11 protein-coding genes are annotated in these 13,566 nt (G+C 72.0%); 4 read left to right on the forward strand and 7 right to left on the reverse strand.

Annotation, left to right across the window (positions count from 1 at the left end):
• Positions 1-88: 88 nt before the first annotated feature.
• From meaB to ACFQQI_RS12815, 5 genes are read right to left on the reverse strand one after another with little or no spacing between them, the layout of a single operon-like run.
• The gene (gene meaB, locus ACFQQI_RS12795; RefSeq protein ID WP_378563546.1) at positions 89-1,063 is read right to left on the reverse strand and encodes a methylmalonyl Co-A mutase-associated GTPase MeaB; all 975 of its coding nucleotides are present in this window, start codon (positions 1,061-1,063) and stop codon (positions 89-91) included.
• Complete coding sequence (gene scpA, locus ACFQQI_RS12800) at positions 1,063-3,204, reverse strand: methylmalonyl-CoA mutase (protein WP_378563549.1); 2,142 nt, start codon at positions 3,202-3,204, stop codon at positions 1,063-1,065. Before scpA ends, meaB begins: the two co-directional genes overlap by 1 nt.
• Complete coding sequence (locus ACFQQI_RS12805) at positions 3,201-4,847, reverse strand: methylmalonyl-CoA mutase family protein (RefSeq protein ID WP_378563552.1); 1,647 nt, start codon at positions 4,845-4,847, stop codon at positions 3,201-3,203. The genes scpA and ACFQQI_RS12805 overlap by 4 nt, the downstream gene beginning before the upstream one ends.
• Positions 4,848-4,880: 33 nt before the next feature.
• Positions 4,881-5,342 (reverse strand): DUF1707 domain-containing protein, encoded by a 462-nt coding sequence (locus ACFQQI_RS12810; protein WP_378563555.1) that lies wholly within the window; start codon positions 5,340-5,342, stop codon positions 4,881-4,883.
• Entirely contained in the window at positions 5,335-6,894 is a 1,560-nt protein-coding gene (locus tag ACFQQI_RS12815) for a sulfatase (protein ID WP_378563558.1), read from the reverse strand. Before ACFQQI_RS12815 ends, ACFQQI_RS12810 begins: the two co-directional genes overlap by 8 nt.
• A gap of 219 nt (positions 6,895-7,113) precedes the next feature.
• Between ACFQQI_RS12815 and ACFQQI_RS12820 the strand changes: the two genes are divergently transcribed.
• On the forward strand, positions 7,114-7,287 hold the full coding sequence (locus ACFQQI_RS12820; RefSeq protein ID WP_378563561.1) for a hypothetical protein: 174 nt from the start codon (positions 7,114-7,116) through the stop codon (positions 7,285-7,287).
• Positions 7,288-7,296: 9 nt separating this feature from the next.
• Here ACFQQI_RS12820 and ACFQQI_RS12825 read toward each other — a convergent pair whose 3' ends face one another.
• Complete coding sequence (locus ACFQQI_RS12825) at positions 7,297-7,656, reverse strand: metalloregulator ArsR/SmtB family transcription factor (protein ID WP_378563565.1); 360 nt, start codon at positions 7,654-7,656, stop codon at positions 7,297-7,299.
• Between the two features lie 181 nt (positions 7,657-7,837).
• On the opposite strand from ACFQQI_RS12825, the gene ACFQQI_RS12830 reads away from it, so the two are divergent.
• The 3 genes from ACFQQI_RS12830 (at position 7,838) to ACFQQI_RS12840 (ending at position 12,618) form a co-directional block, all read left to right on the forward strand.
• On the forward strand, positions 7,838-8,311 hold the full coding sequence (locus ACFQQI_RS12830; RefSeq protein ID WP_378563569.1) for an SRPBCC family protein: 474 nt from the start codon (positions 7,838-7,840) through the stop codon (positions 8,309-8,311).
• Positions 8,312-8,430: 119 nt separating this feature from the next.
• On the forward strand, positions 8,431-9,525 hold the full coding sequence (locus ACFQQI_RS12835) for a DUF222 domain-containing protein (protein ID WP_378563572.1): 1,095 nt from the start codon (positions 8,431-8,433) through the stop codon (positions 9,523-9,525).
• 315 nt (positions 9,526-9,840) lie between these two features.
• Positions 9,841-12,618, forward strand: coding sequence for a putative Ig domain-containing protein (locus tag ACFQQI_RS12840; RefSeq protein WP_378563574.1), 2,778 nt, complete (start codon positions 9,841-9,843; stop codon positions 12,616-12,618).
• 391 nt (positions 12,619-13,009) lie between these two features.
• On the opposite strand, the gene ACFQQI_RS12845 is transcribed toward ACFQQI_RS12840, so the two are convergent.
• Positions 13,010-13,261, reverse strand: a complete 252-nt coding sequence (locus ACFQQI_RS12845) for a hypothetical protein (RefSeq protein ID WP_378563576.1) — start codon at positions 13,259-13,261, stop codon at positions 13,010-13,012.
• Between the last annotated feature and the right edge of the window lie 305 nt (positions 13,262-13,566).

Below are 13,566 nucleotides of genomic sequence, written 5' to 3' on the forward strand. Positions count from 1 at the left end.
CCCGGTCCGCGAGTCCCGGGCGCATGAGCCGGGTGTCCTGATCCCTCGGGACATCGCGTCCCCGAGGTGTCCCGCGTCCGGGGAGAGGTCAGCTGCCGTCGTACGCCGCGAGGATCCGGTCGGCGGCGACGGTCGCCGGCAGCTCGCCCGCGAGCACGGCCGCCCGCACCTCGTCGCGCACCGCGCGGACCGGGGCCGAGTGCCGCAGCCGCTGGTCGAGCTCGTCGCGGACCAGCGCCCACACGAACTCGAGCTGCTGCTGCGCCCGCTTGTCGGCCAGGCCCTGCGGGCCGAGGTGGTCGCGGTGGCCGTGCACCCGCTGCCAGACGTCGTCGACGCCGGAGCCCTCGAGCGCTGAGCAGGTCACCACCGGCGGCACCCACTCCCCCCGGCCGCGCACCAGCCGCAGCGCCCCGGAGAGGTCGCGCGCCGCGACCCGCGCCTCCTGCTCGCGGTCGCCGTCGGCCTTGTTGACCGCGATCACGTCGGCGAGCTCGAGGATGCCCTTCTTGATGCCCTGCAGCTGGTCGCCGGTGCGGGCGAGGGTCAGGAAGAGGAACGTGTCGACCATGCCCGCGACGGTCACCTCGGACTGGCCGACGCCGACCGTCTCGACGAGCACCACGTCGTACGCCGACGCCTCGAGCACCGCCATCGCCTGCACGGTCGCCCGCGCGACGCCGCCGAGGGTGCCCGCGCTGGGCGACGGGCGCACGAACGCGTCCGGGTCGTTGGCGAGCCGTGCCATCCGGGTCTTGTCGCCGAGCACCGAGCCACCGGTGCGCACGCTCGACGGGTCGACCGCGAGCACGCCGACCCGGTGCCCCGTCGCGGTCAGCCTCGTGCCGAGCGCCTCGATGAAGGTCGACTTGCCGACGCCGGGCACGCCCGAGATGCCGACCCGCACGACGTCGGTCGGCGCGTCGGCCGCCAGTGCGGTGAGCAGCTCGCGCGCGAGCTCCCGGTGCCTCGGGCTGGTCGACTCGACGAGCGTGATCGCCTGCGAGACGGCGGCGCGTCGGCCCTCGCGGATGCCCGCGAGGAGCGACTCGACGTCGGGCATCAGGCTCCGTGGTCCAGCTGCTCCCGCAGCCGGGCCAGGAGGTCGAGCGCGGACTCGGCGATGACCGTGCCGGGCAGGAACACCGCCGCCGCCCCCATCTCGCGGAGCGTCGGTACGTCGTCGGGCGGGATCACGCCGCCGATGACGACCATGATGTCGGGGCGCCCCTGCTCCTCCAGCGCCTTCCGCAGCGCGGGCAGCAGCGTGAGGTGACCCGCAGCCAGCGACGAGACGCCCACGATGTGCACGTCGGCGTCGATCGCCTGCTGCGCGACCTCCTCGGGGGTCGAGAACAGCGGCCCCACGTCGACGTCGAAGCCCATGTCGGCGAACGCGGTGACCACGACCTTCTGGCCGCGGTCGTGGCCGTCCTGGCCCATCTTCGCGACCAGGATGCGCGGGCGGCGGCCCTCCGCCTCCTCGAACTCGGCGGTCGCGTCGAGCACCTGCTGCACGAGCGTCCCGCCCTCGCCGGTGGCCGACTCGTCCCTGTACACGCCGCTGATCGTACGGATCACCGCCTGGTGCCGGCCGTAGACCTTCTCGAGCGCCTCCGAGATCTCCCCGACGGTCGCCTTCGCGCGGGCGGCGTCGACGGCCAGCGCGAGCAGGTTGCCATCGAGCGACCCGGCGCTCGACCCCTGCTCTGCCGACCGGGTGAGAGCCTCGAGCGCACGGCGTACGTCGTCGTCGTCGCGTTCGGCGCGCAGCCGCTCGAGCTTGGCGACCTGCTGGCGGTAGACGTCGTCGTTGTCGACCTTGAGGACGTCGAGCTTGTCCTCCTCGGCGAGCCGGTGGGTGTTGACGCCGATGACCTTCTGCGCGCCCGAGTCGATGCGGGCCTGGGTGCGGGCGGCGGCCTCCTCGATGCGCATCTTCGGGATGCCCTGCTCGATCGCCGCGGCCATGCCGCCGGCCTGCTCGGCCTCGAGGATGTGCGCCCACGCGCGCTCGGCGAGGTCGTGGGTGAGGCGTTCGACGTAGTAGCTGCCGGCCCAGGGGTCGATGGTGCCGGTGGTGCCGCTCTCCTGCTGCAGGAGCAGCTGGGTGTTGCGGGCGATCCGCGCCGAGAAGTCGGTCGGCAGCGCGATCGCCTCGTCGAGGGCGTTGGTGTGCAGGCTCTGGGTGTGGCCCTGCGTCGCGGCCATCGCCTCGATGCACGTGCGCTGCACGTTGTTGAAGACGTCCTGCGCGGTGAGCGACCAGCCGGAGGTCTGGGAGTGGGTCCGCAGCGAGAGCGACTTGGGGTTCTGCGGGTCGAACTGGCGCACCAGCCGGGCCCACAGCGCCCGGGCCGCGCGCATCTTGGCGACCTCCATGAAGAAGTTCATGCCGATCGCCCAGAAGAAGGAGAGCCGGGGCGCGAACTGGTCGATGGTCAGGCCGGCGTCGAGGCCGGCGCGGATGTACTCGACGCCGTCGGCCAGCGTGTAGGCGAGCTCGAGGTCGTTGGTCGCCCCGGCCTCCTGGATGTGGTACCCGGAGATCGAGATGGAGTTGAACCGCGGCATCTTCTGCGACGTGAACTGGAAGATGTCGCTGATGATCCGCATGCTCGGCGCCGGCGGGTAGATGTAGGTGTTGCGGACCATGAACTCCTTGAGGATGTCGTTCTGGATGGTCCCCGCGAGCTGCTCCGGCTTCACCCCCTGCTCCTCGGCCGCCGCGATGTAGAGGGCGAGCACCGGCAGCACCGCGCCGTTCATGGTCATCGACACCGACATCTGGTCGAGCGGGATGCCGTCGAAGAGCGTGCGCGCGTCGTAGATGGAGTCGATCGCCACGCCCGCCATCCCGACGTCGCCGCGCACCCGCGGGTGGTCGGAGTCGTAGCCGCGGTGGGTCGCGAGGTCGAACGCGACGCTGAGGCCCTTCTGGCCGGCCGCGAGGTTGCGGCGGTAGAAGGCGTTGGACTCCTCGGCGGTCGAGAAGCCGGCGTACTGCCGGATCGTCCACGGCTGCGTCGTGTACATCGTCGGGTAGGGCCCGCGCAGGAACGGGCTGAGCCCCGGGAGCGTGCCGAGGGCGTCGAGGCCCGCGATGTCCTCGGGGCCGTACATCGGCTTGATCTCGATGCCCTCGGGGGACATCCATGGCTCGCCGCCGAAGCTCGTGGGCACGGTGCTCTTCGGGACGGTCATGCGAGCTTCTCCCTCGTCCGGGTCAGGAAGTCCAGGGCGTCCACGCCCATCGCGCACGAGTCGTCGGCCCAGTCGCGCGGCTTGCCGGCGACGATCACCCAATCGGCGCCGTTCCTCCGCAGCTCGGCTGCGGTCTCGGCACCGTGCTCGTCGTACGCCGCGTCGGTGCCGGCGACGCAGACCACGCGGCCGCCCGCCGTCGTGACCGCGATGCCTCCTGCGGCGAGGAGGTTGGTCGCGAACGTCGCGCGGGCGGTGTGCTGGGCGACGGTGCCGATGGTGGCGAGGTGGACGGGGGTCGCGGCCGGCTCGTCGCGCAGCGCCTCGAAGCTCGCGCCGTAGCGGCGTACGTCGTCGGGCTCGCCGTCGCGCTCGGGGAGCACCTCGTCGAGGTTCGGGAACTCGGTGAGACCGGTGATCGGCCGCTTGCGCGTGGCGATCTGGCGCTCGCGCTCCGCGACGGTCCTCGCGATCTCGGCATCGAGGTCGGCACCCTCGTCGAGGCGCACGAAGAGCTCCCACGCGGCGCGGGCGAGGTCGTCGGTGAGCTTCTCGACGGCGTACGACCCGCCCGCGGGGTCGGCCACGTGGGCGACGTGCGACTCGTCGATGAGCAGGTGCGAGGTGTTGCGCGCGATCCGGCGCCCGAACGCGTCGGGCCGGCCCAGCGGGCTGTCGAAGGGCAGCACCGTCACGCTGTCGGCACCGCCGACGCCGGCGGCGAAGGCCGCGACGGTGGTGCGGAGCATGTTCACCCAGGGGTCGTACTTGCTCATCATCGGGCGGCTGGTCACCGCGTGCTGCACCTGCTCGCCGGAGCCGGCGCTGAGCTCGAGCACCCGCGCCCAGAGGCGTCGGGCCGCACGGAGCTTGGCGATCGTCGGGAACTGCTCGTCGGTCGCGGCGTACCGGAACTCGACCAGGCCCGCGGCGTGGTCAACGGTCAGCCCGGCCCCCGTCAGCCGGCGCAGGTACGCCGCGGCCTCGGCCATCGACCACGCGAGCTCCTGCACGTCGCTCGCGCCGCGGTCGTGGACGGTGGTCGCGTCGACGACGAACGCACGGATGCCGCGCTCCTGCGCGGCCCGGCCCAGCTCGGCGGTGGCGTCGGCGGCCGGTACGCCGAGGTTGGTGCCCGGGTGGAGCTCCCGGTCGGCGACGTAGGAGAGGAACGCGGCGGGGTCGCCGCCGTCGAGGATGACGGGCGCGAGGTCGAGCAGCACGCCTTCGAGGGCGACCGCGTAGTCGGCCGGGCCGTGCACCCAGAGGCTCGTCACTCCCCCGTCGAGGTCGACGAGCGCCTCCTCGTTGGCGCGCGCGGCGTCCCGCGCGCCGACGTACGCCCGGACGTCCCAGTCGCCCTGCCGCGTGGGCCGGCCGCTGGTCTCCAGGTCGTCGAGCAGCGCCGGCGTCCCGAGCGGGCTGACCTCGATGCCGTCCAGGGTGCGGCGCGTCAGCTTCGCCCAGACCTGCTCGTCGGCGTCGTCCTCCCCGAGGCGACGGGACTTGCGCAGCACGGCGGCCGCCTGGGCCTCCCAGTCGGCCACCGTCCAGGTGTCGTCGGGGTCCGCCAGGTCCAGCGAGCCCTGCTCGGGCTCCAGCTCCTCGGGCTCGTGCAAGCCGCCCTCGACGCGTTCGGTCATGGGGCGAACGATAGGAGCGGTCCCGGACGTCTGCTACTGAGTGTGACCTTTCCCGCGCCCGGTGCGGTCGCCCCCGACCGGGCGGCCCCGCACGATCGTCGCCAGCGGCGGGAGGCCCGTGAAGACGACGACCCACAGCGGCCAGAAGAACCCGCGACCGGTCAGCCCCCACAGCAGCACGCACACCGCGCTGCACAGCACGAACGTGAGGAGCTCCCGGGCCTGCGGCCTCCTCGTCCGCGCGGCCGGCCCGCCCGGCCCGCCCGAGCGGACCGGCTCGAGGTCGGAGAGCAGGTGCAGCAGCGCGCCGAGGGTGACCGGGCCGTCGACCTTCGCGACGCGCGCGTCGAGCTCGTCACGGTCGAGCCGACCGTCGGCGTACGCCTCGGCGAGCAGGTCGCGCGCGTGCCCGCGGTCGGCGTCGGTCGCCCGGATCCGCGCGTGCTCGGGCCGGCGCGGGTCGAGGTGGAACCCTGTCCAGAGGCACTCAGGCATCGCTCGCCTCCACCAGCTCGGCCAGCTCGTCGGCCGGGTAGAACTCCTTCGGGCAGCTCTCGCCGGCGCAGCCGCGGTAGCGCATGGCGAGCGAGGCGAGCGCCTTGCGCACGGGGGCGTACTCCTTCACACGTGCCAGGTTGTAGACCTCGTCCTGGTCGCTCGTGCGGTTGTAGAGCTCCGCGCCGCCCTTGCGGTACCGGACGTAGGTCCAGTCGCCCACCCGCACACCCCAGTAGATGCGCCTGCTGCCGCTGACCTCGTAGCCCTCGATCGGCACCACGCGCACCTGCGCGGGCGCGTCGATCCACGGCAGGATGTCGACGCCGTCGAGCGGCCGCGGCGGCTCCGTCCTGGTCGCGGCCAGGATGGTGGCGGCGATGTCGGGGTTGGTGACCGCCGTCGGCACGGTCACGCCCGCCGGCAGCCCCGGCCCGCGCATGTAGATCGGGATCCCCACCGACTCCTCGTAGTGGTAGAGCTTGCCGTTGAGGTTGTGGTTGCCGATCGCGTAGCCGTTGTCGGACGTGAAGATCACCAGCGTCCGGTCCAGCTGGTTGGTCCGCTCGAGCAGCCCGACAAGCTTGGCGAACGCCCGGTCGAGCCCGCGCGCCGCCTCGATGCGGCGCTGGTGGACCTCCGCGAGCACCTTCTGCTGCAGGTCGTCGAACGTGCGGACGTTCGCCGGCGCCCACGGCGGCAGGTCCGGTGCCCCGTCCTGGAAGGAGCTGAGCGTCGTCGGCAACGGGACGTCCCGGTAGTGACCCCGGTCCTGCGGGTCGGGCACCGTCGTCTTGAAGCGGGCCGCCGACGTGCCGGCGTACTTCTTCTTGGGGTCGTCGGGCAGCACGGGCGAGCCCACGTGGGGCGCGACGTAGTTGACCCACGCGAACCACGGCTTGCCCCGGCGGACGCCTGTGATCATGTCCGCGGCCTGGTCGGTCATCACGTCGGTCGTGTAGCCCTGCTGGCGCTGCACGGTCCCGTTGACGTTGAGGCGCTGGTCGAAGAAGCGGTACGTCGACGGGTCCGGCGTCGCCCGCCAGTCGGTCCAGCCGGGCGGAACGTCGCGCGCGGTCTTGTTCTTGCCGTAGCCGTTGAGGTACTTGCCGGCGAAGAGGGTCGCGTAGCCCCTGTCCTTCAGCGCCTTGGCGATCGTCTGGTCCTGGTCGTGGAAGGCCTGGTAGCCGCCGGACGGCCCGCGCACGGTCTTCGCGCCGTGGTTGTGGGCGTACTGTCCGGTGAGCAGCGAGGCGCGGGCCGGCACGCACATCGGCGACGGCGCCAGCCCGTCGGCGAACTCCACCCCGCCGGTCCCCATCAGCTCGCGCACGTGGGGCAGGTAGCGCATGTCGTCGACGGCGAGGTCGTCGACGGTGACCATCAGGACGTTCGGCTCGTCCACCGGCATCGTGAAGGCCGGCGTCGGCGTCGGGGTGAGCGCCTCCCGGGCCGACTCGGGCACCCGGGACGGGTCGTCGATGCCGACGACGGCCAGCGCGCTGACGGCGAGGGTCGCCAGCAGCGCCCGCGCCGGACGTCCCGTGACCACGCGCTCGTCCCCCCTCTCGGCTCCCGCTCGACCGCCACTCGAATTCGAAGTGAGGTTACTCGATCGACATAGCCGAACCGGCCGGGGTCGTCGCGGGTGTCGACCGGCAACCGGCCGGCCCGTCCCAGCGTCTCACCCGGAGCAGGCGAAGACAGGCGAGCAACCGAGGAACACGCTGGATCCCGGATCGATCCTCGACTCGGGGAGGGAGAGATCAAGATGGCGAGCATCGTTCACCGGCCTCACGGCCGGGACCTGGAGGGAGAGCCGAATCGCTGGCGGGCCGTGCTGCGCGCGGTCGTCACGATCCTGCTCGTGACGGCGGTCGTGGCGGCCGCACTGGGCGCCGCGACGTACGTCGTCTCGAGGGGGATCGTGGCGCTGCTCGACTGAGCCGGCCGGTCACGACCTGACGCCGCCGAGCAGCGCGGCCAGGTCGCCGAGCGCGGCGGCGTTGATCCGGTAGTAGACCCACACGCCGCGCTTCTCCCGGTCGAGCAGCCCCGCCTCGTGCAGGAGCTTGAGGTGGTGGCTGATCGTCGGCTGGGACAGCTCGAAGGCGTCGTTGAGGTCGCACACGCATGCCTCGCCGTCGGCATGCGAGGCCACCAGCGACAGCAGCCGGAGCCGCACCGGGTCGGCGATCGCCTTGACCAGCGGCGCGATGCGCTCCGCCGCCTCCGCCGAGAGGGGCTCGCGGGTGACCGGCGAGCAGCACGCGACGGCCTGGACCGGCGTCAGCTCGAGCAGAGACTTCGACATGCGTCGATATTGACAGACTGCCCTGGTGCTCATCGAGAACCCCCGGCCGGGGCGACTCGATCAACCACCTCGGCGTCGAGGTCGCCGACAGCGCCGACGCCGAGGGGTGCTGCGTGGGCTGACCGGTGCACCCGCGCGCCGGGGTGAGGACGTCGGGCAGCCGGACGCGTAGCCTGCTGTCGTGTCCGGTCAGCGGGTCGAGGCGTCGCGGGTGGTTGCCGTCGAGCCGGTCGCTGCGTTCGATCGGCTGATGGGCGCTCGGTTGCAGGACATCTTCAGCCGCCGCTACGCCGCGTTCCCGCCGGTCACGGAGGTGGTCGACGAGCCGGACGACTGGGGGAAGGTCGGCCAGACGCGCACGATCGTGCTCGCCGACAGCGGCCGGTTCCGGGAGACCCTCACCTCGGTCGAGCGACCCCACAGGTTCGCCTACGTCCTCGACGAGATCGAAGGCCCGCTCCGGCAGTTCGTGACGACCATCGACGGCGTGTGGATGATCGACCCGGACGGCGATCGCGCACGCATCAGGTGGGCCTGGACCTTCCACACGAAGGCCGCGCGGGCACTCCTCACCACGCACGTCCTCGGCCGCATGTGGAAGGGGTACGCCGACCGCGCACTCGTCGAACTCGAGACCATCCTGAAGGGCGACTGACGGTCCACGGCTGTGACCGCGGACCGCTTTCCGTCCACAGGCCGGCTTCCCACCGATGTTTGCACAGGCGGTCCGGCGGGTCGGGCTGGTTGTCGGTGGGGGTGCGTTGGCTGGATGGCATGACAGCGATCGCGACACCCCGACACCGGGTCAGTGCTGCGGTCGCGCATGTCCGCGCCGAGCTCGACGCCTCCAACGCGGGCAACTGGCTGGCCCACCAGACCAGGAGCACGCGTCCGGCCGCGCACGCGACGGTGCGGTTCGGTCACGCCCTCGAGCAGCACCCGCTGACCCGGGACGCGCTCGCCGCCGGACAGGTGCTCGCCGAGCAGGCCCGGGTGATCGTCCGCTGGGTCGACAAGCTCCCCGACACCCTCGGCGCCGACGTCCTCGAGAAGGCCGAGCGGCACCTGCTCGAGCAAGCACGTGACCACGACGCCCGGGACCTGAACAACCTCGGCCGACACCTCTACGAGGTCATCGCGCCCGAGCAGGCCGACGCCCACGAAGCAAGGCTGCTCGCCGAAGAGGAGGCCGCCGCGGCCCAGGCCTGCGAGCTCACCCTCCGCGACGACGACCGCGGCCGCACGCGCGGCACGTTCACCGTCCCCCGCTTCCACGGCGCGGCACTGCGGAAGGCGCTGATGGCGATCATGGCGCCGAAGCACCAGGCCGCCACCCGAGGCGCCGGCGTCGAACGCCGGCCCGCCCCGCAAGCCATGGGGCAGGCGTTCTGCGAGTACACCGCCCGCTACCCGGTCAAGCGGCTCCCGCGCACCGGCGGCATCAACGCCACCCTCCTGGTCCTCATCGACGAAGACTCCCTGACGGGACGCCTGGAGAAGGCCGGCGCCCTCGACACCGGCGACAAGATCAGCCCCGGGATGGCCCGACGGCTCGCCTGCGAGGCCGGGATCATCCCCGTCGTCCTCGGCCGCGACTCCGTCCCCCTCGACCTCGGCCGCAAGCGTCGTACGTTCACCGACCACCAACGCCTCGCGATGTTCGTGCAGTACCGCGGCTGCGCCGCAGAGGCATGCGACCACACCACCGGACTGCACGCCCACCAAACCACCCCATGGGCCCACGGCGGCCTGACAAACCTCGAGGACGGCAAGCCCAACTGCCCCTACCACCACGGCCTCGCCCACCACCCCGACTACCAGACCACCCACCTCCCCCACGGCAAGGTCAGGTTCCACCGACGCACGTGACGGACAGAGCTGCGCGGTATGGCAACACCAACGAGGAGAGCCCCGACGCGCCCGTGGGCCGGACTATTCCCGGGTGAGCACGGCCGAGGTGGGGTAGCCGCCCTCGTCTGCTTCGAAGTAGTACCGGAGCCTGTCGTCGTCGAGGCGCAACCTGACGGTAGCGCCCTCACAGTCTCGGAGGTTCCGGGGCCGGCCCACCGGTCGGACCCGCCGTTCTGCACGGTTTGCGCAAGACCTCGCAATTCGGTCATCGGATGTCGGCATCTTGCCTATCTTCGGCAGGCTCCCTTCATCCACGTCTGAGGCGGTGTGCCCGTGAACATCTCTGCCGTTTCGCTGCGCGAGCTCGTGACCCGCGCCCATCACGCCACGGGCCGCGGCCCGCTCATGGTCTCGCTCGGCCTCGCGCTGGTGTTCACCGGCGCGCAGGTCACCGCGCCGCCGCCGGCCGCGGCGGATCCGGCGCCCGGGCACCTCGTCATCAACGAGATCTCGGGCGGCAACGGCACCGGCACGGCGGCGACCGACGAGTACGTCGAGCTCTACAACCCCACCGATGCGACGATCACCTTCACCGGGACGGTGCAGTACAAGTCGGCCACCGGCGCCACGTACGCCGTGAGCTCCCCGGTGTTCACGGCGGTGGTCCCGACGCACGGCTACTACCTGGTCGCCGGCGTGAACTACTCCGGCGCCGCTGCGCCGGACGCGCGGTACACCTTCGACATGTCGGCCTCGACCACGGCCGGCGGCCACATCGCCCTGACCGGTGCGACGGCGGCGGGTACGTCGCCGACCAACGACCCGCTCCGCGTCGACCTGGTCGGTTGGGGCACCGCCAACGTGCCGGAGACCACCGCGGCGCCGAGCCACCCGCCCGCGGGCGGCTCCCTGAGCCGCACCAACGGCGTCGACACCGACAACAACAGCGTCGACTTCACCCAGCGTGCCGTCCGGTCCCCGCGCAGCTCGGCGCAGAACGACGCGGTGACCCTCAGCAACCCCGGCACCCAGGTCTACCCGGTCGACCAGCCGATCGAACCGGTGGCGGTGACCGCTGCGGGCGGCCGGTCCCCGTACACGTACGCGATCAGCTCGGGGAGTCTGCCCGCCGGGCTCACGCTCGGCTCATCGACCGGTGAGATCAGCGGTACGCCGACCTCGACCCGCGCGGCCGAGAACGTCACCGTCCGAGCAACCGACGGCAACGGCGACCCCGTGTACTCGACGTTCTCCGTCGCCGTCGTCGACGGCGGTGCCGCACCACTGACGCTGGCAAGCCCGGGCAGCAAGACCTTCGTCTTCGACACGCCCATCACGCCGTTCACGATCTCCGCGTCCGGCGGTGTCGGCCCGTACACGTACGCCGTCACGGCTGGGTCATTCCCGGACGGGATCACGCTCGACCGCGGCACGGGCGAGGTGAGCGGTACGCCGGCCTCCGGCGGTTCGTTCGTGGTCGACGTGACGGTGACCGACTCCGCGAGTGCGACGGCGACAGCTTCGTTCGCCGTCGACGTCGACCTCGGGACGCTGGCTACCCGGGCCGCCACCATCGACGACACCACGCCCGTCGTCGGCCAGATCCTGACCGCGACCGTGGACCCGTGGGGTCCTGATCCCGTCGCGCTGAGCTACCAGTGGCTCGCCGACGGCGAGGAGATCGCGCTGGAGACGAGCAACGACCTCGAGGTGACCCCGGTGCTGGTCGGCACGAAGATCTCGGTGCGCGTCACCGGCCACAAGGCGGGATACGACGAGGCGTCGACCGAGTCGGCGCAGACCGCCGACGTCGTCGCCCCCGTCACCGTGACCAACCCCGGCGACCAGAACCTCTACGTCGGGGTGCGGTTCACGTCCTTCACCATCGCCGCCTCCGGCGGCCGGGCCCCGTACAGCTACGACATCGCCAGCGGCGCGCTCCCCGACGGGGTCGGCCTCGACCCCGACACCGGTGAGATCTCCGGCACCCCGGTCGCCGAGACCACGGCGTCGAACGTCACGATCACCGTCACCGACGCCGACGGCAACACCGGCTCGACGACGTTCGCGATCCGTGCCGACCTCAGCAGCCTGACCACCGCGGTCCCCACGATCGACGACACCACCCCGGTCGTCGGCGACACCCTGACCGCGGACGCCGGCACCTGGGGTCCCGCCCCGGTCGACCTGGCCTACCAGTGGCTCGCCGACGGTGACGAGATCGAGGACGCCATCGGCGCTTCGCTCGACGTGACCGGCGACCTCGTCGGCGCCGACCTCTCGGTTCGCGTCACCGGCACCAAGGCGGCGTACCGGTCCGCCTCCGCCGTCTCGGACCCGACCTCCGCCGTCGTCGTCCCGGTCACCGTGGCCAGTCCCGGCGCGAAGCGCTTCACCGTCGGCGTCCCGGTGACGCCGTTCACGCTGAACGCCTCGGGCGGTGTCGCCCCGTACACCTACGTGGTCACCACCGGTGCGCTGCCCACCGGCGTCACCCTGGACCGGGACACCGGTCAGGTCTCGGGCACCCCGACCGCCGCGTCCTCGGCGTCGAACGTCGAGGTCACCGCCACCGACGCCGACGACAACACCGGCTCGACCACGTTCAGCGTCACCGTCGACGCGGCTCCCAGCACTGGCGGCCCTGGTCCCGGCCCCGGCGGCCCGCAGCCGACCCCGGTCACCCCGACCCCGGTCACCCCGGCCCCGGCCACCCCGGCCCCCGTCAAGCCGGCCCCCGTCAAGCCGGACGTGGACATCCGGATGGAGCCGGTCGACCGGCGCCCCGAGCACCGGGTGCGCCTTCGCATCCTCGTCGACGGCGCCGCAGTGACGGGAACCGTCCGGGTCCAGGTCGGCGACCGCAGGGTCAGCGCCCACGCGGTCGACGGCATCGTGCGACTCACGCCGGCGCAGATCACCAAGCTCGTCGTGAAGCCGAAGGCGCCGGGCGCCACCCCGCCGAAGCCTCCGACCACGGGCACGCCCACGCCCGCGGCGCAGCCGAGGCCGAAGTACCGGCAGGTGCGCGCCGTCGTTCGCTACCTCGGCAACCCGGCCGCACCCGTCAGCGCGCCGTTCACGATCCGGGTCAAGCGCCTTCACCCCTGACTGCTGCGACCTCAGAGTCGGCCGCGTTCGGGTCTCGGGAGTCCTGCCATCTCCCGACTGACTTGCACTGCGCGCGACCACCGCTCTTGCATGTACCCGCTTCCGATGAGGTGGGCCGCGATGTCATCCTTGGGCAACGCCGCTGCGAGGTACATGTTGTGAGCAGTGTTCCTCCCCTCGACACCGTGGAGGCCGGGTCGCCGGCACGTCGGTCGCGCGAGGAGGAGTTCGAGGCGTTCTACCTTGAGGAGTACCCCCGGCTCGACCTGTGACGAGTGGTGGATCCGCAGCGCCGAGCACGGGCTCGGCCGTCCGATCCCGACCGAGTCGGCCGGGCGCCGCCGGGGTGGAGCTCGGTCGCGGAGCGGGCAGGCGCGTCAGCGCCCGCCGATCACTCCTGCTCCCGGAGCAGGCGTTGGTAGTCGAGTCCGTCGACCCCGCAGTCATTGGGTCCGTCAAGCTCCAGGCACAGCAGCCGGGCCCGGATCTCCTTCTCGAACTCCTCGCTGTCGTCGGCCTGAGCCTGCACCGAGGCGAAGGTGAAGGCGCTCAACACCAGGGCGACGCCGCCGACGGCCAGTGAGACGTACTGGACGGGCGCCACCCGGCGCGTGGAACCCGGGCGATTGAGGGTGTCGGTCATCGTGGTGCCCCTGACTGGATGGCGACGCCGTCCTGCGCTTGGAAACGACGAGGGTCGGGGTCGGCCGAGCCCCCGGGCACGCGCACACCGGCGCAGCAATGGATTTCGGGCCTCGAATCTACTGACGCCCGCGGGGCAGCCGCAACGGCTCCGATCCCGTCGAAGGTGAACTGGATGACCAGGCAGAGAGCGCCCAGCGGTGCCATGACGAGATCCTCGCTCACCGGGGACTCCGTATCTGAGGCGACGTGCCCTGCTCTTCCTGTGAACGAGACCTCGGGGGTGCGAGATGGACATGACCTGGT

The organism is Nocardioides sp. GCM10030259 (genome assembly GCF_042666375.1).
Lineage (GTDB): Bacteria > Actinomycetota > Actinomycetes > Propionibacteriales > Nocardioidaceae > Nocardioides.

Excerpts from the sequence above, each read along its gene's own strand:
- meaB (WP_378563546.1), bottom strand. The coding sequence starts at position 1,063 with ATGCCCGACGTCGAGTCGCTCCTCGCGGGCATCCGCGAGGGCCGACGC.
- ACFQQI_RS12805 (WP_378563552.1), bottom strand. The coding sequence starts at position 4,847 with ATGACCGAACGCGTCGAGGGCGGCTTGCACGAGCCCGAGGAGCTGGAG.
- ACFQQI_RS12835 (WP_378563572.1), top strand. The coding sequence starts at position 8,431 with ATGACAGCGATCGCGACACCCCGACACCGGGTCAGTGCTGCGGTCGCG.
- scpA (WP_378563549.1), bottom strand. The coding sequence starts at position 3,204 with ATGACCGTCCCGAAGAGCACCGTGCCCACGAGCTTCGGCGGCGAGCCA.
- ACFQQI_RS12845 (WP_378563576.1), bottom strand. The coding sequence starts at position 13,261 with ATGACCGACACCCTCAATCGCCCGGGTTCCACGCGCCGGGTGGCGCCC.
- ACFQQI_RS12810 (WP_378563555.1), bottom strand. The coding sequence starts at position 5,342 with ATGCCTGAGTGCCTCTGGACAGGGTTCCACCTCGACCCGCGCCGGCCC.
- ACFQQI_RS12825 (WP_378563565.1), bottom strand. The coding sequence starts at position 7,656 with ATGTCGAAGTCTCTGCTCGAGCTGACGCCGGTCCAGGCCGTCGCGTGC.
- ACFQQI_RS12820 (WP_378563561.1), top strand. The coding sequence starts at position 7,114 with ATGGCGAGCATCGTTCACCGGCCTCACGGCCGGGACCTGGAGGGAGAG.